Raw genomic sequence first — 22,642 nt, forward strand, 5'->3', positions numbered from 1 at the left:
AAAATTATATTTAAATTGATAAAAAATTGAATAGTCAGACCATAAATAGCTGTATATAATAAAAAATGGTATACATAGCAATTTATTGATGAATGGAGATCGTGTCATGATCATCGTGTTTAGTTTGTTGCGTTCAATCGCGACAGTTGTTCTTTTCTTCAATCCAATTTATTCGACGCCGCTCGAGACCGCGGAATATATTTCATCAGTTGATCGAAATGCGGATAGTTGGGAGAGTGCCGACTTTTTTGAATCATTCGGAACCGAGTTACCTATCGACATGGACCGAAACCTCCTTTACACAGAACGGATAACCGGCTGGACTGAGATTGAAGTGGGGGACGAAATGTATGAGGGGTTTTCATCGATGACGTTTGATCAACCGTTCAAAGGTACGATTCTACATATGACGTGGGGACAAGAAATTCCGGATGTGAAAGAGAAAGTGATTGTCTTACCGACGACAAAATTTTCATATGACAACATCGAAGATGCGTATACCGTCGATTACGCAGGTGAGGTTTTGAATGACCAGGAAGCGAACGCGTACTTGTCAGAGCTCGCATCTAAGGGAGCTGCAGGATACCTGATCACCCCTTTTGAAGACGACCCATATGAGACGGGTTTCGTTTTCACGTCATCTTATATGCCGTTAAATGGTACAGGGGTAGACTTGGATACGGCTGAACAACTGAAGGACGGGGAAACGATTCAAGTCAAGCCCTATAATGAAGAAATCCCGTATGTCGAATTTGTCCAAAAAGGCAAGACAGATCAAGAGATTGTTCTCATGTCACGACTCGATTCTTCCTGGCACGGGGCCCATTATTTGTCTTCCGTCGGTCCGTCTTCGGTCTTATATCACCTCATACAGATGATGGACAACGAGACACCGTACTATACGATTCGATATGTCTTTTTGAATGGAAACGGTGACTCCAGAGAAGCGAGTGACGATTTCCTTGAAAGGCTAACGGGACAAAAAGCAAAAGTGGAAACGGTCGTCATGCTCGATATTCTTGGGACTGGTGACGGTCCGTTATACGTTCGGACCAAAGGAATGAAATCCTACCCAGTACTAGAACAGGCGCCATTCTCTGATTTAGAAGTGCGCTCGTTGGCAAGTTCACCGGGTGACGCTTACGATGAAGCAGGAATTCCTTATCTGATGTTAAGTGACTCATTAGAAGGAAGTTGGCATGTGTTCACCGAGAAGGATACGTTTGAACGCCTGTCGGAAAGTGGGTTGACGGATGCGGTTGATTGGTTACACGATTGGCTAACTCACTGACCACATAGATGTCGCCGTCTCATTTGACGGCGACGTATTTTTTTGGATGACAGTTTCGGGTATGATAGTAATGGAGGCGATACGATGAAACAAGAGATGACGATTACGACAGCATACGGAACGATTGCAGGAACATTTCTTTCCCATGAGGAGCCCCGGGCGACAATCGTCATGTTGAGCGGAAGTGGGCCGAGTGACCGTGACGGCAATATGGGTGGTGTCGGTTTTAATACGTATGCCAAGTTGGCAGAAGCGTTGTACGACCGCGGATACAACGTGTTCCGATATGACAAACAAGGGATTGGCAAGTCCGATGGGGACTTCAATAAAGTCGGTTTACATGATTTGATTAACGATGCGATTCTTGTCGTGCGCACCATTCGACAACTGGCCGATGTGAATCGCTTATATCTACTTGGTCATAGTGAAGGGGCCGTTCTTGCTCCTGCCGTTCAACTTGAGACGAAGGCTGATGGACTCATCTTACTTTCCGGTTTCCATGAATCGTCCAAGCAGATGTTCTTATACCAAGCAGATGCACTCGCTAAAGACATCGAACATGTGAAAGGGATAAAAGGTCTCTTCTACCGGTTGACGGGCGTTGCCAAAAAAGTTAGGCAGCGACAGGACGATTTGTTAGAGCGTTCTTTACGGACGAACGTCTCGTCTTTCAAATATCGAGGTCAAGTCGTAAATGCGAAATGGATTCGAGAACATGCATCCTATGACGTCCGAGAGCGATTGGAGCATGTGACCGTCCCGGTTCTTGCGATTACCGGGGGGCGTGATGTGCAAGTCCCACCAGAGCACGTCCATATGATTCAAACAAAAGGGGAGGTTACCTCATCGATCATTGATGATATGAATCATCTGCTCGTGACACGGGAGTCACCCCATTCGCTTCTCATGCTGCACAAAGAGTATCGAGAAGCAATCGATGCGCCGATTCATCCAAAACTCGTTCGAGAATTGGATGAATGGTTAAAAAAACAGTCATAAACATAAAAAACGGTCATATATTGACCGTTTTTTATGTTATAATTGTGACAAATTGAATGAAACTGAATGTTTTTGAATGATTTTAGTTGTTTTTATAATGAAAACGCTTTATATTAGACGTATGGAGGGAACAAGATGTTAACGAAACAACGACATCAGTTGATTTTGCAACGCTTATCTGAACAGAAGGTCGTCAAATTAAAAGAATTGGTTGATTTAACGGATTCATCCGAGTCGACGATTCGTCGAGATTTGACGGACCTCGAAGCGGAAGGGTATCTGGCAAGGGTTCACGGAGGCGCAACGCTCATTGCGACTCCAGATGAGGAACCGACATTTGAAGAAAAGCGAGACCGGTTCGTAGATGAAAAAGTTGCGATTGCACGGAAGGCCGCAACGTTCATCGAAGACGGGATGTCGATTTATTTAGATGCCGGTACAACCACTCAGGCGATGGTTCCGTTTTTAGAAGGGAAAAAGATTGTCGTCGTCACAAACAGTCTACCGATTGCGAATGAATTATTTGATCTTGATATTAAGACGTTTGTGATTGGCGGAGAATTAAAGCGTTCCACCCAGGCATTGGTTGGGTATAACGCACGCGAGAGCATGATGAATTATCGTGTCGACCTCGCCTTTCTCGGAATGAATGGAATCGACCTTGAAGCGGGTTACACGACCCCGGACCCAGAAGAAGCGCTTGTCAAAAAAACGGCAATCGAATTGGCACAAACCTCGTTCGTACTCGCGGACGCATCGAAGATCGGGAAACGAACGTTCAGCCGAGTCGCGACGTTAGATGCCGCACAGTTGATCACGTCAAGCAGTGAGTCAATGAGTTCCATCCAAACAATCACAAAGGTGGTGAATGCGAAATGATTTACACGTTAACACTCAACCCTTCTATTGATTACTACGTAACATTACCTGAAGTACATCTAGGAGAAGTGAACCGAATCGAAGAGACGACGGAGCGCGCAGGCGGTAAAGGAATCAACGTCTCCATCGTTCTTCGGGAATATGCACAAGAAACGAAGGCACTTGGTTTCATCGGTGGGACGACCGGTGACTTCATTAAAAAGTCACTCGTTGATCACGGTGTACACACCGATTTCGTAGAGGTGAACGGGAACACCCGGATCAACGTCAAGATTCGAGCGAAAGAGGAAACAGAATTGAATGCGAGCGGACCGAATATCACGGATGGTGAGCTCGAACAGTTGAAGGCCAAGTTCGACCAAGTTCAAGAAGGTGATATCGTCGTCCTCGCGGGTAGTATCCCGAGCAACCTACCAGACTCGCTATATCGGACCATTGCCGAATCGATTCGCGAAAAAGGTGCTGAATTTGTCGTCGATACAACGAAAGACGCCATGCTCGAAGTGCTCACGCTTGAACCACTCATGATCAAACCGAATCACCATGAATTAGGTGAATTGTTTGATACCGAGATTGAAACGTTTGAAGAAGCTCTACCTTATGCCGAACAGCTCGTCAAACGCGGGGCGAAAAACGTTATCATCTCCTTTGCGGGAGACGGGGCGCTACTCGTTAACAAGGACGGAGCCGTCACAGCGAACACACCGGTCGGGAAACTCGTGAACTCGGTTGGTGCAGGAGACTCACTCGTCGCCGGATTTGTTGCGAATGTGAAAGAAAAAGGTGAACAAGAAGCATTTCGATACGCGGTCACGACAGGAAGCGCATCTGCTTATACGTTCGGCTTATGTTCAAAGCAAGAGATTGATCGCTTGATCGATCAAGTACAACTCACACCACTGAAACGAATGGAGGAAACAACATGAAAATCACGGACTTGCTCCAACGCGACACGATTCAATTGAATCTAAGCGCGAATTCTAAGCGTGAGGTCATCGAAGAACTTGTCGATGTCCTCGATCGCGCTGGTAAGCTATCGGACCGCAACGGTTATCGCGATGCGATTCTACAACGTGAAAGCGAGAGCACGACTGGCCTTGGAGAAGGGATTGCCATCCCTCACGCGAAGACGAGTGCGGTCAAAACGCCAGCAATCGCGTTCGGTCGCTCGGAAGGCGTCGACTACGAAGCGTTAGATGGACAACCGAGTCGCCTCTTCTTCATGATTGCGGCAGGAGAAAATGCGAATAATGAACACCTTGAAACACTTTCTAAACTTTCAGTTTACTTGATGGACCCTGCATTCCAAGAACGTCTCTATGCAGCAACTTCTGAAAGCGATGTCATCCGTGCCATCGAAGAAAAAGAATTGGCAGAAGCGAAGCCAGAAGTCGTCAAACCGACGAATGAAGATGCACCGTTCATTTTGGCGGTCACGGCTTGCCCGACAGGCATCGCCCATACGTATATGGCGGCAGACAGCTTGAAACAAAAAGCGGAAGCGATGGGCGTCGATATTAAAGTCGAAACGAACGGATCGACTGGCGTAAAAAATGAATTGACACGTGCGGATATCGACCGGGCAACAGCGATCATCGTCGCAGCGGACAAGGCTGTTGAAATGGATCGTTTCGCTGGTAAACGAGTCATCGAAGTTCCGGTCGCACAAGGGATTCGGAAACCTGAAGAACTTATCAATCGTGCGGTGAAACAAGATGCGCCGGTATATGAGGCTTCGAAAACATCAGGTGGCGCTTCGAAAGAGCAACGTACAGGCGTGTACAAACACTTGATGAGCGGGGTATCTGCGATGCTTCCACTCGTTGTCGCAGGTGGTCTCTTGATTGCCATCAGCTTCTTCTGGGGCATCAACTCTGCTAACCCGGATGACCCTTCTTACAATGAATTTGCAGCACAGTTGATGACGATCGGTGGAGCTGCATTCGGCTTCCTCGTTCCGATTCTCGCCGGTTTCATCGCGATGTCGATTGCCGATCGCCCAGGTCTCGCACCAGGTCTCGTGGCAGGGGTACTTGCAAGTCAAGGGAACGCCGGATTCCTCGGTGGTCTCATCGCTGGTTTCTTGGCAGGTTATGTCGTCCTCTTCTTGAAAAAGGCACTTGCGAAGTTGCCAGCTTCACTTGAAGGAATCAAACCGGTCCTCTTATATCCTTTACTTGGATCATTTATCTCAGGTATGGTCATGTTGCTCGTCGTCAATGAACCGATTGCTGCACTTATGACATGGTTGATGGATACGTTGAACAGTATGAGCGGCGCAAACGCTATCCTTTTAGGAGTCATCGTCGGTGGGATGATGGCAGTCGATATGGGTGGTCCGATCAACAAGACAGCATACGTCTTCGGAACGGCAGCACTCACAGCGGGTAACCAAGAAGTCATGGCAGCCGTCATGGCTGGAGGGATGGTACCACCACTCCTCGTCGCACTCGCATCAACTGTCTTCGCTCGTCAAAAGTTCTCGAAACAAGAGCGCGAAGCAGGAAAAACAGCATATATTATGGGAGCTTCGTTCATCACGGAAGCGGCAATCCCATTCGCAGCTGCGGACCCGATTCGCGTTCTTCCATCAGCGATTCTCGGTTCTGCCATCGCAGGCGGTCTATCCGCATTCTTCACGATTCAATTACCTGCGCCACACGGAGGAATCTTCGTCTTCCCACTTCTTGAAGGAGCTGGAAACGTCGCGGTAAGTATGGGCCTCTATGCACTCGCCATCTTGGCAGGTGCTGTGGTCGGAGCATTGCTCCTCTCGTTCTTGAAAAAACCGTTAACAACATCTACACCAGTCCAATCTAAAGAAGTTGCATAACGTGAGAAAAGACGTTTCCTTTATCTAAAGGTGACGTCTTTTTTGTTGTGGATGTCCGTTCAATTTTCACATAATCTCGGATTGTAAGTTGGGGATTTGTGGTAAACTATTTGTAAAGCTTCGGGTGAGGAGGGGGTCACATTGGACATTCGGGTCGCCAAACCAGATGATGTGTATGGGATTGCGAGAGTGCGTGTGAACGGATGGCGTACGACCTATCGGGGAATCGTGCCGACTGAGTATTTATTGAAAGTTTCGTCCGGTTCCATCGAATGGGCAGAACGTTTGCGGACCGCCCTTCGTCGGCAAGAAGTAGCCGGCTTTGTGGCGATTGTCGAGGACGAGATTGTGGGCTTCATCCTATACGGAGAAGAACGGACAGGAGAGTACCCAGACCACACGAATGAAGTATATGCCATTTATATTTTAGAGAACCATCAAGGGAACGGAATCGGGTCCGCTCTCCTTGAACATGCCGTGCAATCGATGTGTGAGGCAGGGCTCTTGATCTGGGCACTTGAGATGAATCCGTTCCGTACATTTTATGAGCGAAAACAAGGGCAGGTCATCGACCAGAAAGATCGAGAGTTTGGTGAATTGATGCTTCGAGAAGTGGCGTATGGATGGGAAACGACCCGTCATGACTCCATCATGGGAGCCTAAGCTTTGAGACTGTAGAATGATCTACGGTCTTTTTTTGTTCCTAATTTATGGGCTATAACCGATTTTTTATTCAAGATTGATTCAGCTTTGCAGCCAACAACGTAATTTCCCACGGGATATTTTCACCGTTCCATCCTCTCTAGTTCTATAATGGAATTATCTATAATAATTTTACAATGGAAAATTGTCAATAAATCTATGTCTAGTAAGGACAAATATGGATGAAAATAAATGTAGAAACGAGGATACGGTGAATGATTAAAGGAATATACGAGGCGCACTTGCCGGTGAGTGATTTAACTGAATCAATTCGATTTTATGAGAAATTAGGATTAGAGTTGGCATTCCAAAATGAGAAATTGGCTTTCCTGTGGATTAGGAAAGGGGAGAGCTGGATTGGGTTATGGAAATCTGATCGAGTCGATATACCGTATCATCCATCAATCCGACACATCGCTTTTCGAATCGAGGAGCAGGATTTGGATGCGATTAAAGCATGGCTTGAGGATCAGGGAATTGAAATTCGTACTGCGTTCAAGATGACACCTGAACAGCAACCACTCGTCCTTCCGAATGCCCCGTACGAGCATGCGGCCATCTACTTTGAAGACCCGGACGGAAATTCGCTTGAACTCATCACGTTGATAGGAACAAACGCAGATGAAACTGCTAATGTGATTCCGTACGAAGAGTGGTTAAAAAAATAAAGAATGTACATAATTGATTCAATAAAGGAGAGAGAATATGCTATTCCATTATCATCTATGGACACCACATGTCGAAGAAACGGAGAAATTTTATGCGAGTCTAGGATTTCAAGTGTCCCAACGAATCGGAAAGAAAGATGGAGAATTCGAATCTTTTGCCCCACCTCTCGATTGGGACGACTTTAGGGACCAATCTATTCAGTTTAGAATCATAGAAATGAAGCAGGGAGCGACGAATATCACATTCGGTTACGGAAAGAAAGTGATGTTTGATCATATTGGTTTTTTAGTATCTGAAGAGGAAAAAGTGGATGTGTTAGAACGAGCAGAGGAAATAGGATTGACGGTTCAGTCAAATGAACGAAGAACGTTCATCCATACACCATACGGATTTCGAATCGAACTTCAGGACCATTTCGATGCTGTACAATCACTTTACGAGAATCGTATTCATCGATTGAATATTGAAACAAAAACGGAAGGTCTTGAAGAGGTATTGAAACAATTATTTAATTGTCCTGTCTCGCAAATCGTTGTAACTGAATCGAATCGTACACAGTTAACGCATGTAAACCTGATGGGTGATTGTGCGATTAGTTCAACTGATCCGAACGGTATTCAAATCATCCTCTCAGAATGATTAGTAGATGAGAATTTTTTAAAGGCGCAGAAAAAATGATAAATATTGATCAAGAAATCTTTTATGTTCAATCAGTCTTACAAAGAGTACTAATAAATGTCCCTTTGAATCAAAATGGAATACTGTTGTTCAATTAACCAATCTCTTCTATACTGAATTGAACAAAAAGTTCCAAAGGAAAACAGCTCATTCTCATGGGCACGGCGGACCAACATTACGTACTGGAACGAATCCAGCATTTCGAACAACTAGCATTGACTGAACTCGAGATTGTTTAGCAGATGAATCATAGTCTCGAGTACACAGGTAACACATACCAGTCACTTCGGCTACTTGAAACACTTCTCAAGCGAGTTGAGCGATTTATCACTTCCACATAGGTCGTGAACCGGTGGAGAGTTTCATATTGTGATTACTATTATCTGTATGGGAGGAGTCGACGTGAAATTTACCACTGAGCGTTTAGAAATCAGACCATTTATGGAGAAAGATTTGGAAGCTACATTCAAAATGTATAGAAAACCAGAAATATGCAGATATCTTTTGCATGAGCCATGGACGTCTGAAAACATGAAGAAAGAATTTGGTAAAAAACTAACGAATTCTACTCTTACCGAGACTAGTACGTTGAATTTAGCAGTCGTACATCAAGATGAAGTAATTGGGGATCTCACGGTTTGGTACACGGGTATGAAAGATACGGTAGAGATCGGGTATTGTTTTTCTGATTCACACTCAGGAAAAGGATATGCAACGGAGGCAGTGAGCGGATTGCTAAGGGAGTTGTTTGCGAAGCTCAATCTACATCGGGTACAAGCTAATCTCGACGCCAGAAATGTAGCTTCCCAGAATTTATGTGAACGGGTTGGAATGAGAAAAGAAGCTCATTTCTTGCAAGACTATTGGAATAAGAATGAATGGACCGATAGCATGTTGTACGCGATGTTGCACGAGGAGTTTGTAAGACAATAAACGAAATAAGTGAATAGAAAAGGAGATGACGTGCGTCATCTCCTTTTTTTACAGTTTTTCAATAACCGTTTTCGGCTCGACACGTTCTGTATAGTCAGCAGGCACATCACTGAAAGAAATCGTTCCATCGGATTGGATGATGAACGTGGCCGGTTTCGGCAACTGCCAATCTTCGTTCCCGTTATGTGCATCGACATTTAGTCCAGATGCTTTATAAATGTCAATCAAGTAATCCGGCATGTCAAACACGAGATCGAATTGACGTGCGACATTATTGCCGACATCACTCAGCACGTAAAAATCAAGTTCGTTCTTCTCTTTCGTCGAAAGGGAATAATCCGGCGTCTCAGGACTGATGGCGACAAGAGTCGCTCCTTTTTCTTGAATCATTGCCAATTCGCGCTGGTAAGCGCGGAGTTCGAGGTTACAATATGGACACCATCCACCACGGTAAAATGTGACGATGACAGGTCCATTTTCAAGCAGTGTTTTCAAATCGACTGCTGTCCCATCCGCATGAGGCAATTCAAACATCGGCGCTTGATCCCCGACTGTTAACCCTGACGCAATTCCGGAGTCTCTCAATTCTTGTGTCGCCTGAGCCATCAATCGTTGCTTCTCGGCAGGTGCATTTTGTTTGAACTGATCTTTATAGGATTTGATTTCTTCCAATAATGAATTCATCATTTGACCCCCTTTTCCGATATGGTAACTCAAATTTTAACTAAATACGAATAGTATGATTTGTTCAATCGAACACAACGGTGAAACTCCATTTCAGTTTGCGAAAAATAATTTTCGAATAATTCAATCAATTCTTCAGATTTAATGACTTTTGACCGATATGATGAATAACCCAAGGGGGATTCGACTCATCGAACTCGCTTGAACATTTTATTCGGGTTAGGAGATGTTTTATGAAACAGAAGCGCACGATTAGTATCAAGCAAAAATTGATTGTCTTATCCGTTCTATTATTGATTATTCCAGCCACATTGATTGGAATCGTCGCCTATTCGCAGGCGAAAGGTAAAATCGAGTCTCAAATGATCCAGTCCGCCAATTCGGGGGTAGACCGGATGAACAATGAGGTCACGAACCTCATCGAACCGATTCAAACGGACATCTCGTTTTTTGCGAATCGGATTGATAGTTCCATTTATGAAGAGGGAGAAGCGAATCAAGCGTTAGCAGAGAAGTTTACTGAGTATTTAGAGACACATCCAAAAGTGACGAACATCTACTTCGCTTCAGCAGAAGGTGCGATGACGATCTATCCTGAGCAGGAATTGCCAGAAGGATATGACCCACGCACTCGTCCATGGTATGAAGCGGCTGAAGCAAGTGGACAAGATGTTGCCATCACGAATCCGTACGTCGATGCCGCCTCTCAAAAAATGATGATCACGGTTTCGAAGAAGACTTCAGACGGTAGTGGTGTGGTCGCCGTTGACGTCGATGTGAACGATATCGCTGAAGTGGCATCCACCATTCAAATCGGGAAAGAAGGATACGTTGCCATCTTCGACCAGGCAGAACAAGTCGTCATTCATCCGTCGACGGCTGTCGGTGAAAAGATTGATGAATCTTGGACAGATTCGCTCTTTGCCAAGGAAGAAGGGACTCTGTCTGTATCGGAGAATGGGGAAGGTGTGGAGAAAGCATTCGTGACGAACCCAATCACCGGATGGAAGATTGCCGGTACGTTATATGACGGTGAGATTCAAGACGAGACGGTCGGCATTCTTTGGACGACTGGATTCGTCATCATCGGAATGTTCGGGATTGCAGCCATTCTTCTCTACTTCGTTCTCCGTTCAATCTTGCGTCCGTTGCGTTTATTGACAGAAGGAGCAGAACGAATCAAATCAGGAGATTTGACGGAGCCGATTACCGTCTTATCGAACGACGAAATCGGGCTTGTCTCAGAGAGTTTTAATGAAATGAGCGATTCACTTCGCCTAGTGTTACTCCGTCTCGATGATTCAATCAGTCAAGTTGCCGCCTCGTCTCAAGAATTGATGGCCAACTCGGCACACAATACCGCCTCATCAGAACAGATTGCCCGTGCAGTTGATCAAATGGCAGTCAGTGCCGATGGCTCGAAGCGACAACTCGACGACAATGCGACATCTCTTCAAGCGATCACATCGGGCATCATGCGAATCTCAGAGAGTTCAATGGACGTTTCTGAACTTTCACGCGAAACCTCGAATGAGGCGGAAGACGGTTCGACGACCGTGAAAGAGAACGTGAAGCAGATGCAGGCAATCGATGCGTCTGTCGTGACATTCGAGGGTGTCATTCACTCATTGGCACATCGCTCAAACGAAATTGGAGAAATCGTCACGGTCATCAATGGAATCGCTGAACAGACGAACCTGTTAGCCTTGAACGCTGCCATTGAAGCGGCACGTGCGGGTGAGAACGGCAAAGGATTCGCGGTCGTTGCGAGCGAGGTGCGTAAACTCGCAGAACAGTCACAGCAGTCGACGAAACAAATTGCGGCGTTGATTGATCGAATCAAGCATGAGACGGAACAGTCTGTACAGTTGATGCAGGAAGTATCTACTCATACGAAAGCCGGGTTGGCGTCATCTGAGATGACAGCAGACCGATTCGAGAAAATCAAGGAGCGGACAGTGGCGATGACACCACGGATTGAAGACGTGACCGCAACCGTCGAGGAGATTGCGGCGAACGTTCAGGAAGTGGCAGCGACGGCATCACAAATCGCCGACATCGCCGATGAGAATTCGAGCGTCTCGAAGCAAGTGGCGGCGACGACCGATGATCAATTGAGATCGATTGAAGAAGTATCACAGTCAGCAAAAGCACTCGCGACCATGGCCGAGGAGTTACAAGACCTCGTCTCGCGGTTCAAACTGTAAACGACAATGAGGCAGAGCGGAGCGCTCTGCCTCATGTTTTTTTATAGGATCGGACTAAGAAGGCGTGACACGCCTTCACGGGCGCGTACCGTCCATTTACGGGATTCATAATCTTCCACTGTATAAGTGCGACTGACCGCCGTATCGGTCTCAAATAAAGAAACGAGTTCGAGGGCGACCCGCTCATCATAGATGAGTGCGTTCACTTCAAAATTGAGACGGAAGCTTCGGGCGTCCAAATTTGTCGTCCCGACAGTCGCAATCTCATCATCGACGACGAGCGTCTTCGCGTGGAGAAACCCTTCATCATACAGATAGACGTTTGCCCCGTAGTCGAGGAGTTCCCCAAGGAACGAGAGGGACGCCCACATGACGAATGGATGGTCCGGTTTTCCAGGGATCATGATATCCATCTGAACGCCAGAATGGAGTGCCATTTTGCAAGCGTCCATAAAGCTTGTGTCTGGAATGAAGTATGGCGTTTGAATGACGACCCGTCGTTTGGCGGACATGATCATCTTGATCATCATATTCTTCAAATGTTCCGTATCCGAGTTTGGTCCACTCGTGACGATTTGCATCGGAGAATTTTCTTTAATGTCATGTCGCGCAAAGCAGAAGGCATTTTCAGGATCATGTTTACGGTGACCAGAATAATTCCAGTCCAATATGAATCGGTGTTGTAAATTGTAAACGACATCTCCTTCGACACGCAGGTGCGTGTCACGCCAATAGCCAAATTTTTCGACTAAACCTAAATACTCGGTACCGACATTGAATCCACCGACATAGCCGATTTTCCCATCGATGATGACGACCTTTCGGTGATTTCGGTTGTTCAACTTGAAGTTGATGATTCCGAGTGTCGGTGGGAAGAAGACACGCACCTCGCCATCGTTCGCAATCAACTCTTTAAAGTCCGAGTTCCGAAGACTACGTGAGCCGACCGCATCGTAGAGGAGTCGAACTTTGACACCGGCTTTCGCACGCTCGATCAACTCTTTCAACAGTGCCTGACCGAGAGCATCACGCTGGATGATGTAATATTGAATATTGATTTCCGTTTCGGCCGAGCGAATGTCATCCATCAGCGCTTTGAACTTTTGTTCGCCGTCGTGCAAGATGAGGGAACGGTTATGTACACTGATCAACGATTTAGAAGATCGTAAGTTCATTTGAAGCAGTTGGTCATACTTTTCAAACAGCGGCTGCGCGAGCTGGGTTTGGCGCGTATGAATTTGTTCAAGTTGCGCTTCGACTTGAAGCGAATGGAAGGAACGTTCTTCTACACTTAAATTATAGAAGTTATCCTTCTTAAGTTGTCGCCCTAGGAAGAGATAAACGATAAAGCCGAGCACTGGTAAGAAAAACAGGACAAGCAGCCAGGCCCAGGTCGCGCCAACGTCACGTCTTTCGGCGAAGATGACGGCGAGTGCGAACAACATGTTTAACCCGAGGACGATATAAAGTCCCCAACTGAAAATCATAGACCAATCCAACGACATACACCCCTTTATAATCGATTCATAGCTTAATCATACATCAAATGAGGGAATAGGATGCTATCAAATGAAATAGGGGGAGAAGATGATGAACATGGAAGTCGTATGGAAAAAAGGAATGGCGTTTGAAACACATACGCCATCAGGTCACACGGTGATCCTTGATGCGGCGGATGATGTCGGTGGGCTCGATACAGGACCTCGTCCGACAGAAATGTTGCTTCACGCGACCGCATCCTGTACAGGAATCGATATCGTGTCGATTCTGCATAAGATGCGCCAGCCAATTGAAGCATTCGAAATGAAAATCGATGGGGTGCGGTCGACCGATCACCCGAAACGCTTTACAGCCATTCACATCTTGTATATCCTGAAAGGCGAGTTATCGGAAGAACGAGTTCGGCGTGCCATCGAATTGTCCGTTGAGCGTTATTGTTCTGTATCGCATAGCCTCAATGCGACGTTGACGTATAGTTATCAATTGAACGATGGAGACGTCACTCCGTTTGATTTTCACGAGTGAGCAAGATGGTTGAAAGGCATATTGTTCTCCGTTATATTTGTATTTCAAATACTGTATAACTAAAGGAGGACGTTATGATTCGACTCGCGACGAAGCGCGATGCTAAACACATCGCGAACCTAATCGAACAACGAGCCGTAGCGCTAAATGAACAAGGAAGCGACCAATGGACCGAATATTTGGAACAGGACCTCGTAAAGCGTGTGCGCACTGACATTGCTGAAGGCAGTGTATATGTCTTTGAAGATGACCAACAAATTTTAGCTTCAATCGCATTGTTACCTCCAGATGAGTGGGATGATCACTTATGGGACGACAGTGAACGTGGACAATATATCCATCGAATCGTCGTCAGCGAAAAACTAAAAGGGCAGGGCGTCGGACAGCAACTCATGGAGCATGTCTTAGAGGAAGCCGATGAAGATGAACCAATTCGTCTTGATTGTGTCGCTGACAATGAATTTCTAAATGATTATTATCCACGTTTCGGTTTCGTCTTTGTCGATTCACGAAACGGGTACAATACGTTCGAATACAGATTGGATGAGAGCATGAGTGCATAAGGGTCATTAGACCCTTTTTTTGATATAATAACAAAAGCGAAAAGGAGGGTTTTATATGATTAAAACCATGTTGGTAGGATTCGGATTCTCGGCGAACACGTTCCATTTGCCGTTCTTAAAGGCCATTGACTCATTTGAAGTGAGTGGCGTCGTGTCTTCGCGCCCTGAAGAAGTGCAGGCTGAATTACCTGGTGCCACGGTATATGCGACATTAGAGGAAGCGCTTCAATCGGATGCTTCTCTATATGTCATCACGACACCATCGCATTTACATAAAGAGATGATTGTCGCATGTCTTGAGGCAGGAAAAGATGTGCTCGTTGAAAAACCAGCATTCCTGACAACGAAAGAAGGATATGAGTTGATTGAACTTGAAGCGAAATCGAAAGGCGTCGTCAACGTTTATCAAAACCGTCGTTATGACGGAGACTTCTTGACGGTTAAGTCGTTACTTGACTCGAACGAGTTAGGGGACTGGAAGGTGGTTGAATCTCGATTTGATCGTTTCCGTCCGAATGTACGTGATCGGTGGCGTGAAAATGCAGGACCAGGTTCAGGTATTTTATTCGACTTAGGAAGTCATCTGATTGATCAGACTCTCGCCTTGTTTGGAAAGCCAGATCGTATTCAAGCAGATGTGATGATTCAACGAGATGGCGGACAATCCGATGATGGGTTCCATCTGACATTCTATTATGGTGAAAAGCGAATATACCTTCGTTCGAACCCGTTCATCGCTGGAGAAACACCTCGGTTTGAAGTGCACGGCACGCAAGGAAGTTTCTTGAAATATGGACTTGATCCTCAAGAAGAGGCTCTGAAGCAAGGGAAGTTAGAAAGTGATCTTATAGAGACTGGTGTATTATCCAAAGAAGAGGTTTCGTCCATTCAAATCGAGAAAGGTAGCTATTTGGCGTATTATCAACAGTTAGCTTATAGTTATGAGGTACGGAAACCCGTCGTTTCATTAAAAGATGCAACATTGACAACCTACTTGATTGAACTTGCTCGTCAATCTAGTGATGCGGGTAGAGTCATTTCAGTAAATTGACATGGATTTGTATGGAATCGCTAATTTCGACAATCAAATTCACAATTGAAAAGAACGTGCGATGATTTCTTTGTGAACCGATTGATGCTTTTGAATTGTAAGGATAATCCCACGTGTGAAAATGAAAAATCGATGCCGCCGAACATTTTGTTCGAACGTGCATCGATTTTTTGATTAGGCTGCATCTTTTTCTGTCGATTCGACTTTTTCCGTATGACGGACAATCGGGAAATTTTTGAACAAACGACTTCCGATCAAGCCAAAACCGATTCCGAGGATGAACAGTACAACGGCTGTGAAGGTGACTGTTTGCCAATCGTTGAAACCATACATGACAAGAAGTCCCGGAATCCCGGCTGCCGAACCCGGTGCATCGTTGATCATACCGGTCATGGCGACAATCAACCCGGCGATGGCTCCACCGACAAAGTTGACACTGTAAATTGGAATTGGGTTAGCGGAAATGAGGTCAGCTTGCGTCAACGGTTCGATGGCGACAGAAAGCTGATCTTTCTTTGTTCCGATTTTCAATTGACGGAATAACAAGTAATTCATTGAGATGGACGCAGTCAACGCAAGCGCGGCAATTGCCATCGGTACACCTGTCAAACCAAGCATCGCCGTCAAGGCCATCGAACTGAGAGGCGACGTTGATACGACCGTGACAATTCCTCCTAAGACGAGACCCATGACGACCGGATTTTGTGTTGCTGCCAGTTCGATGACAGCTCCAATCTGTTCAAGTGTGTTTGTCACGAGTGGGTCTACCCCTGTCGCGACGAGACGGGCGAGCGGTGCCATCACGATGACGTAAAAAATCATATCGACGCCGGTCGGCAGATAGCGATTGATTCGAGTGCCAGCCAAAGCCAAAAGATATCCTGCAAAAAAGCCAGGAAGGATTCCGAATCCCGATACAGACAACCCGATCATCAAACTATAGACGGGGTTGATTCCAAGTGCGATGGCGACAAGAGCCGCAGCGGCAGGACCTGACAAAGCGCCAGCCGCTTGACCTACTTCTTCATAAAGAGGAAGTGGCAGCAATCCGCCGATTGCATACGCGTTGAACGCTTCGACGAGGAAACTCGCGATTGCAGCACCGGCCAATGCTCCCATCGCCTTCATTCCAAAAGGCGCCTTATAACTAAATAATGTGAACAAGGCGAGGATGAGCAGTAAAAGTGCGATTCCTTGAATAATGACCATAAACTCTTCCTTCTTTCTATCTCTATTTATTCATAATTTATTCTATATTCATGCATAGAAAGACTTCTGTAAAGCCATATTCAAAAGAAAAATTAAAATTGAACAATGATACCGGTTACAATTAGAAATTCCAAATCAAGAAAGCGTTTTCTTTGAAAAATGACATCAATTCTACAAGTTTGCACGTGTCGAGCCGCATGAGATTGGGAACAGATAGGGGAAAGACTTTTCAAAAAGTATTGGTCGAGGAGGATGAATCATGCAGAACGAAGACAGACCGTGGCATGCGCTCGAAGTAGATGAGGTGCGAACCCATGTGGAGACTGATCTTGAATCAGGTCTTACAACAGAAAGTGTCACAAGTCGTCAAGACGAATTCGGCAAAAACGTATTGCCGGAGAAAGAGAAAACCCCTGAAATTATAAAATTTCTAAGACAATTCAATGATGTTCTCGTGTACGTCTTATTAGCGGCTGCCGTCGTCACAGGATTCTTAGGGGAGTACATCGATACGATCGTCATCGTTTTAGTCGTCACGATTATCGGCGTCGTCGGATACCTTCAAGAAAATAAGGCAGAAGAAGCGCTCGAAGGAATCAAAAAATTATTAGAAACAAAGGCGACCATCGTTCGAAACGGCAAGCAATCTGAGATTGATTCAAGTGACCTGGTCGTGGGGGATGTCCTTGTACTTGCTGCCGGAGATAAAGTGCCGGCCGATGCCCGTGTCGTTCAAGCTGAAAAATTTAAGGTTGAGGAATCGGCGTTAACCGGAGAAGCGACGACTGTCGAGAAAAAATCGGACGTCGTGAAAGAAGACGCGGTGTTGGCTGACCGAAAAAACATGGTGTACTCGGGCACAAGTGTCGCAACGGGAAGTGCCAAAGCCATCGTGACGGCCATCGGTGAAGGTACGGAACTCGGTCAAATCAACGCTTCAATCTCAGAAGTCCAGACCGTCAAAACCCCTCTGATTCGTCAAACAACAAAGTTTGGTCAAACGGTTTCCATCGCCATCTTAATCATCTCCGTCGTGATTTATGCGTTCGGTTACTTTTTACGAGATTATGAGCCGGTCGAATTGATGCTGACGACAATCGGTCTTGCCGTTGCGGCGATTCCTGAAGGGTTGCCTGCCGTCATCTCTATCATTTTGGCACTCGGTGTCCGGAATATGGCTGAACAAAAAGCGATTGTTCGAAGTTTACCATCTGTCGAAACGCTTGGTGCTGTATCTGTCATTTGTACGGATAAGACGGGTACGTTGACGAAGAATGAGATGACGGTCAAACAAATCGTGACAGCGAACCATGATATCGAAGTCTCGGGTAGCGGATATGCTCCGAATGGAGATCTCGAATTGAATGGTCAACCGTTTGACTTGGATGATGATGAATCCATGATTGACCTGTTAACCGTCGGGAAGACGTGTAACGATTCGCAATTGAATGAAGAAGACGGCGACTGGGTCATCAACGGCGATCCGACAGAGGCTTGTCTGTTGACGGTCGCTGAGAAAGCTGAACGCCCAATTGAACGTTTAAAAGTTATCTCGAAGATTCCGTTCGATTCTGAATATAAATACATGGCGACGCTCGTCGATTACAAAGGGGAGCGAATGATTTTTGTCAAAGGGGCGCCGGACCGACTCTTTGATATGGCGTCGTCTGAAGACTTTAAACAAGACTATTGGGATGAAAAACGAAAAGAGATTGCCGACCGCGGTCAACGCGTTCTCGGTGCTGGTCTAAAACGTGTCGACAGTTCAAAAGCGTCAATCGACCATGAGGATGTTGAAGATGGTCTGACTTTCCTCGGCTTATTTGGAATCGTCGACCCACCTCGACAAGAGGCCATCGATGCGGTTGCCGCGTGTCGTGATGCTGGAATCCGAATTAAAATGATCACGGGTGATCATAAAGATACCGCTGTCGCGATTGCAAAAGAACTGGGCATGGAAGTGGAAGGCGCCCTCGAAGGTCGTGAATTGACAGATATGACAGATGAAGAAATCAAAGAGGCTTCCGTTCATAACGATGTATTCGCACGGACCAGCCCTAACGACAAGCTTCGTCTCGTCAAAGGATTGCAAGAGAACGGTCTGATTACATCGATGACAGGAGATGGTGTGAACGACGCACCTGCCTTAAAACGTGCTGACATTGGTGTGGCAATGGGGATTAAAGGGACGGAAGTAGCGAAAGAAGCATCTCAGATGGTTCTTGTCGATGACAACTTCAAAACGATCTATAACGCCGTACGAGAAGGACGACGGGTGTACGATAACCTGAAGAAAACCATTCTCTTCTTGCTTCCGACAAACGGAGGTCAAGCGTTGCTTGTGGCAATGAGTATCTTGCTCGGAGCGGCTGCACCGCTCAGTCCTGTGCAGATTTTATGGGTCAACATGGTTGTCGCGATTACTCTCTCTTTAGCAATCGCTTTCGAACCACTCGAAGAGAGTACGATGAAACGACCGCCACGTCCGGCCAATGTGCCGCTACTCAGCCGATACTATATTTTCCGCGTCACCTTCGTTTCAATTATTATCGGGGGCGGTAGTTTATGGATCAACTATATGCTGGGGGATTTCGACTACTCGACCGAGAAATTACAAACCATCACCTTGAATGCCATCGTCATGGCCCAGCTCTTCCACTTGTATAACTGTCGTACGGAGTTGGCACCAGCATTCAACCGTCATTTCTTTGACAATAAGATTGCGTTTCTCGTATCAGCTTTACTCATTGCCCTACAATTGTTCATCACGTACGTACCGTTTATGCATACGTTATTCGGTACCGCTCCATTAACGTGGGAAGATTGGATTTATCCTGTGGCATTTGGTGCCGTCGTCTTTATCATCGTTGAAATTGAAAAGGCGATCTCCAGACGTGTCATCGGCAACCGGAATATACACTGATACGTTTCATTCATGTGAAAAAAGGATAAACAAGTGGAGTAAACATGAAGGAGGGATACGATGAAGCGTGACGAATCACAACCAGGGGTTCACCCGGATCCGCTACCGGATGACGAGTCGGATCCGGCGAAAAAACCGGCTCCGACACAGCATCCTGACCCTGATCCAGAGGAAGAATCTAACGAATAAATCGTGTAACAGTCAAAAGATCCTGCTAGCACAATGAGCTAGCAGGATCTTTTTGAGTTGGTTTATGATGTTGACTTTACAGAGCGGCTGTTTTGTAGCCGATTGAATGTCTTCTCGTTCATATGCTCCGTGATGACAAAATCACCGACTGGGCATTCCCATTTCCCTTTTTCGACAACACATTCGCGCAATGTCACTTGGTCATCGTATAAATCTAGTTCCAATGTGTCTTTCAAAAATTGATCGACTTTTTGGTTTGGAACTTTTACATATTCATTGAATTCGAGTTCTTCATTCTTGACAGTCACGTAAGAAGTGACTTGGAAATAACGCATGTGATGGTCTCCTTCATTAAAAACTAATTTCTAGTATAGCCGTTTTTGATGAAAAATGGGTGCTCAATGTTTCATTTCAGCCCGTTCACGCTTTGGAGGTGCTTCATTGAACGGTTTTTGATGACGAATCATGAGCCAAAAAATGAGACCGAACAACGGGATGTAAGGGAGCGGCCATAAACTCATTTTATAGCGTTTCGCGTCCCGATTCATTAACGTGATTTGAATGAATGCCAACAAAAAGAAATCAACGGTCATTGTTCGAACAAATTGATTGTTCTCCACATATGACCAGTATTCTGCAACATTTCCGGTATTGGCTGCAGCGATGAACAACCCGATTGTCACCAGTAAAAGCACAACGCCGAGGATGCGGGTCGGCAGTGGTTTGACCGGCGTCGGATAAGGTGACTGTCTCGCAAAAGCTAAATAAGGAGCGAGTAGAAATCCCCCAACGAAAAAACTGGTGACAGCGGCGATGAGTGGATTCGGTTTGAGCTGATTCACTTCTGACCAAAGAAGTGGAAACATCGCCAGGGGAAACACCCCTAAGATACTAAAGAGTGATAGAGAATAGCCTTCGTACGCCTCGGTATTATAAGTCACAAAATCGAGAAGAAAGCGTCCGTCGAACGGGACATTTGGACCGATGACGGCGAATGCAATTGCCAGTCCCCAAGGAATCAATAAGAATTTTCTTGTCATACGAACACCTCGTCAATGGTTGATAGTTGTAGTATACCCTCTTTTGGAGACACGAAAAAATGAGAAGATGCCTGACGCATGTTCTCATTTATTTTCACGTGCATACGTTTTAATCATCGTGACGAGTTGCTGAGTTTCGTCAGCCTTCACATCAAGCATGATCCCATAATCATACAGCGAGCCTGTTTGGCCACGGTGTCTGACATGTCCCATGAGTTCGATCGGTTGAAGCGTCGGAACGAGGTCGAAAAGAAAATGGACCTGTAAATCATCAGAGAGCGGGAAGAGGTAGTCCGATCGCAATTTTAATCCATGAGAACTTACATTGAGAAGCAATCCTTCCCCATCATAGAGTTCTTTTTCTTCCCATACAAGTCGATAAGGGATGGTACGGGGATTCGGTAGGATATAGCGGAACGTCTCCTGTCGGCGATAACGCATCAATTCACCCCATTTCTTTACTTCTTTTATCGGCAAAATTGAATTTAAAATGAAGTGGAAGATTGTATAAAATTATAGTGTACTCGCTTTACAAATGTGAAAGCGTTTTCTATAATGATTGTACGATTTGAATAGGGAGGAGATCAGATGAATGTACATGATTTACTCCGACGTTACTCGATTCAAACACCAGTCATCTATGAAAAAAAACGTAACGGGGAGTGGGTTAAACTCGAGCGCTTACCTGCTTATACCATTCTTGAAGTCGAAACGAACGATCATACCATCGAGGCGGTTGCGATTGATGCATTCAAAGCGATTACCGTCTGTCGAGAGTCGGCGTCGATTGAAGAAGCTCGTCCGTATGCTGTGCGTATCCAGATTGAACGACTATAAGAAAAGCCGTAACTTCATGTTGAAGTTACGGCTTTTCTTTATGCTGCATCCTGTTCGGTTTCGTCTTGTGGATTTGTTCGTTTTGCGTAATACATAAACGGTGTCGCCATCCACGCGATCACAAACTTCGCCACGTATGTCGTGATAAAGATATTCCACCAAATGTCCCATTCCATTCCCCAAAATGCGATGATGCAGAACGTGAACGTATCAATCAGTTGAGATAAGACGGTCGAACCTGTCGTACGAAGCCAAAGCTTCTTCTCGCCAGTTTTTGCGCGAATCTTCGAATAGACGAAGACATCGAACAATTGAGAGACCAAATAGGCAGCAAGGCTACCGAGTGTGATCAATGGCAGCATCGAGAAGAGTGCCTCGAAGCTTTCGTGCATGAACAGTGCCTCTTCAAACGGCTCATATAACAGTGCGTATTGCATGAGTACCGTTGAGACGATCAAGATGAAAAATCCGAGCCATACGCCTTTACGGGCAGCCGCTCGCCCATGTTTTTCGTTCAAAATATCGGTTGCCAAGTAGAGCGAACCGTAAACGATGTTACCGAGCGTGAAAATGTATCCGCCAATTACAATCTGTTGCGTGACTTGGATGTTTGCAACGACTGAAGCCATCGCAATCCAAGCATATAAGCCGACTCGTCCGAATAACTTGTAACTGAGGACGAGTAGTCCGAGTGTAAGGATGGCAGAAGGAATCCATAACCATTCGTTTAGCATGAATCATGCTCCTTCCTCTAACTATTCAATGATTTCAACTTTTCAAGTTTATAGAGGAACGGAAATGATGTCAAGGAAAGGGGGGAGGGTCCACTCAGGTAAACACCGAAAAATTATAAAACCTTCTTCTATATTAAAAGTGCTTGGGAAACTCCCTGTTAAGTGCAATCGTTCGACAAAATAAAAAACGATTCTA

Annotated in this window: 23 protein-coding genes; 16 read left to right on the plus strand and 7 right to left on the minus strand. The window is 45.7% G+C overall.

Annotation, left to right across the window (positions count from 1 at the left end):
• Positions 1-106 precede the first annotated feature (106 nt).
• The 9 genes from KNO78_RS03540 (at position 107) to KNO78_RS03580 (ending at position 8,984) form a co-directional block, all read left to right on the plus strand.
• A complete protein-coding gene (locus tag KNO78_RS03540) occupies positions 107-1,291 on the plus strand; it encodes a zinc-binding metallopeptidase family protein (protein ID WP_214690962.1) in 1,185 nt (394 codons plus the stop codon).
• Between the two features lie 84 nt (positions 1,292-1,375).
• Positions 1,376-2,290: an alpha/beta hydrolase gene (locus KNO78_RS03545; protein ID WP_214690961.1), complete on the plus strand. Its 915-nt coding sequence runs from the start codon at positions 1,376-1,378 to the stop codon at positions 2,288-2,290.
• A gap of 135 nt (positions 2,291-2,425) precedes the next feature.
• The gene (locus KNO78_RS03550; RefSeq protein ID WP_078146840.1) at positions 2,426-3,169 is read left to right on the plus strand and encodes a DeoR/GlpR family DNA-binding transcription regulator; all 744 of its coding nucleotides are present in this window, start codon (positions 2,426-2,428) and stop codon (positions 3,167-3,169) included.
• On the plus strand, positions 3,166-4,095 hold the full coding sequence (gene pfkB, locus KNO78_RS03555; RefSeq protein WP_196430656.1) for a 1-phosphofructokinase: 930 nt from the start codon (positions 3,166-3,168) through the stop codon (positions 4,093-4,095). Before KNO78_RS03550 ends, pfkB begins: the two co-directional genes overlap by 4 nt.
• Positions 4,092-6,002 (plus strand): PTS fructose transporter subunit IIABC, encoded by a 1,911-nt coding sequence (locus tag KNO78_RS03560; RefSeq protein ID WP_214690960.1) that lies wholly within the window; start codon positions 4,092-4,094, stop codon positions 6,000-6,002. Before pfkB ends, KNO78_RS03560 begins: the two co-directional genes overlap by 4 nt.
• A 141-nt stretch (positions 6,003-6,143) precedes the next feature.
• The gene (locus tag KNO78_RS03565) at positions 6,144-6,665 is read left to right on the plus strand and encodes a GNAT family N-acetyltransferase (protein ID WP_159562242.1); all 522 of its coding nucleotides are present in this window, start codon (positions 6,144-6,146) and stop codon (positions 6,663-6,665) included.
• Positions 6,666-6,919: 254 nt separating this feature from the next.
• On the plus strand, positions 6,920-7,372 hold the full coding sequence (locus KNO78_RS03570) for a VOC family protein (RefSeq protein ID WP_214690959.1): 453 nt from the start codon (positions 6,920-6,922) through the stop codon (positions 7,370-7,372).
• 37 nt (positions 7,373-7,409) lie between these two features.
• Positions 7,410-8,012 carry a VOC family protein gene (locus KNO78_RS03575; protein WP_214690958.1) on the plus strand — a complete coding sequence of 201 codons (603 nt, stop codon included), beginning with the start codon at positions 7,410-7,412 and terminating at the stop codon, positions 8,010-8,012.
• 441 nt (positions 8,013-8,453) lie between these two features.
• Entirely contained in the window at positions 8,454-8,984 is a 531-nt protein-coding gene (locus KNO78_RS03580) for a GNAT family N-acetyltransferase (RefSeq protein ID WP_214690957.1), read from the plus strand.
• A 48-nt stretch (positions 8,985-9,032) separates the two neighbouring features.
• Here the strand turns inward: KNO78_RS03580 and KNO78_RS03585 are convergent, their stop codons facing one another.
• The gene (locus tag KNO78_RS03585; protein WP_214690956.1) at positions 9,033-9,668 is read right to left on the minus strand and encodes a peroxiredoxin-like family protein; all 636 of its coding nucleotides are present in this window, start codon (positions 9,666-9,668) and stop codon (positions 9,033-9,035) included.
• A gap of 233 nt (positions 9,669-9,901) precedes the next feature.
• Between KNO78_RS03585 and KNO78_RS03590 the strand changes: the two genes are divergently transcribed.
• Positions 9,902-11,875 carry a methyl-accepting chemotaxis protein gene (locus tag KNO78_RS03590; RefSeq protein WP_214690955.1) on the plus strand — a complete coding sequence of 658 codons (1,974 nt, stop codon included), beginning with the start codon at positions 9,902-9,904 and terminating at the stop codon, positions 11,873-11,875.
• A 41-nt stretch (positions 11,876-11,916) separates the two neighbouring features.
• Here KNO78_RS03590 and cls read toward each other — a convergent pair whose 3' ends face one another.
• Positions 11,917-13,362, minus strand: a complete 1,446-nt coding sequence (gene cls / locus KNO78_RS03595; RefSeq protein ID WP_012726224.1) for a cardiolipin synthase — start codon at positions 13,360-13,362, stop codon at positions 11,917-11,919.
• Between the two features lie 103 nt (positions 13,363-13,465).
• Here cls and KNO78_RS03600 point away from each other — a divergent pair, with 103 nt between their 5' ends.
• The 3 genes from KNO78_RS03600 to KNO78_RS03610 all read left to right on the plus strand — a co-directional run bounded on the left by KNO78_RS03600 (position 13,466) and on the right by KNO78_RS03610 (position 15,514).
• Positions 13,466-13,900 carry an OsmC family protein gene (locus tag KNO78_RS03600; protein ID WP_374193972.1) on the plus strand — a complete coding sequence of 145 codons (435 nt, stop codon included), beginning with the start codon at positions 13,466-13,468 and terminating at the stop codon, positions 13,898-13,900.
• Positions 13,901-13,974: 74 nt separating this feature from the next.
• On the plus strand, positions 13,975-14,463 hold the full coding sequence (locus KNO78_RS03605) for a GNAT family N-acetyltransferase (protein ID WP_214690953.1): 489 nt from the start codon (positions 13,975-13,977) through the stop codon (positions 14,461-14,463).
• Positions 14,464-14,518: 55 nt separating this feature from the next.
• On the plus strand, positions 14,519-15,514 hold the full coding sequence (locus tag KNO78_RS03610; protein ID WP_159562248.1) for a Gfo/Idh/MocA family protein: 996 nt from the start codon (positions 14,519-14,521) through the stop codon (positions 15,512-15,514).
• Positions 15,515-15,688: 174 nt separating this feature from the next.
• Here KNO78_RS03610 and KNO78_RS03615 read toward each other — a convergent pair whose 3' ends face one another.
• Positions 15,689-16,723, minus strand: coding sequence for a PTS sugar transporter subunit IIC (locus KNO78_RS03615; RefSeq protein WP_214690952.1), 1,035 nt, complete (start codon positions 16,721-16,723; stop codon positions 15,689-15,691).
• A 259-nt stretch (positions 16,724-16,982) separates the two neighbouring features.
• On the opposite strand from KNO78_RS03615, the gene KNO78_RS03620 reads away from it, so the two are divergent.
• Together KNO78_RS03620 and KNO78_RS15610 are read left to right on the plus strand one after the other, a co-directional pair.
• On the plus strand, positions 16,983-19,646 hold the full coding sequence (locus tag KNO78_RS03620) for a cation-transporting P-type ATPase (protein ID WP_196430670.1): 2,664 nt from the start codon (positions 16,983-16,985) through the stop codon (positions 19,644-19,646).
• A gap of 60 nt (positions 19,647-19,706) precedes the next feature.
• A complete protein-coding gene (locus KNO78_RS15610; protein ID WP_255541905.1) occupies positions 19,707-19,835 on the plus strand; it encodes a hypothetical protein in 129 nt (42 codons plus the stop codon).
• A gap of 62 nt (positions 19,836-19,897) precedes the next feature.
• Here KNO78_RS15610 and KNO78_RS03625 read toward each other — a convergent pair whose 3' ends face one another.
• The 3 genes from KNO78_RS03625 to KNO78_RS03635 all read right to left on the minus strand — a co-directional run bounded on the left by KNO78_RS03625 (position 19,898) and on the right by KNO78_RS03635 (position 21,316).
• Positions 19,898-20,170, minus strand: coding sequence for a hypothetical protein (locus KNO78_RS03625; protein ID WP_074037074.1), 273 nt, complete (start codon positions 20,168-20,170; stop codon positions 19,898-19,900).
• A gap of 63 nt (positions 20,171-20,233) precedes the next feature.
• Entirely contained in the window at positions 20,234-20,875 is a 642-nt protein-coding gene (locus KNO78_RS03630) for a hypothetical protein (protein WP_078146855.1), read from the minus strand.
• Between the two features lie 84 nt (positions 20,876-20,959).
• A complete protein-coding gene (locus tag KNO78_RS03635; RefSeq protein ID WP_012726233.1) occupies positions 20,960-21,316 on the minus strand; it encodes a PilZ domain-containing protein in 357 nt (118 codons plus the stop codon).
• 147 nt (positions 21,317-21,463) lie between these two features.
• On the opposite strand from KNO78_RS03635, the gene KNO78_RS03640 reads away from it, so the two are divergent.
• The gene (locus KNO78_RS03640; protein ID WP_214690951.1) at positions 21,464-21,712 is read left to right on the plus strand and encodes a hypothetical protein; all 249 of its coding nucleotides are present in this window, start codon (positions 21,464-21,466) and stop codon (positions 21,710-21,712) included.
• Between the two features lie 38 nt (positions 21,713-21,750).
• Here the strand turns inward: KNO78_RS03640 and KNO78_RS03645 are convergent, their stop codons facing one another.
• A complete protein-coding gene (locus KNO78_RS03645) occupies positions 21,751-22,446 on the minus strand; it encodes a queuosine precursor transporter (protein ID WP_078146857.1) in 696 nt (231 codons plus the stop codon).
• Between the last annotated feature and the right edge of the window lie 196 nt (positions 22,447-22,642).

Origin of the sequence: Exiguobacterium sp. s132, assembly GCF_018617235.1 — a bacterium.
In the GTDB taxonomy this organism is placed as follows: Bacteria; Bacillota; Bacilli; order Exiguobacteriales; family Exiguobacteriaceae; genus Exiguobacterium; species Exiguobacterium profundum.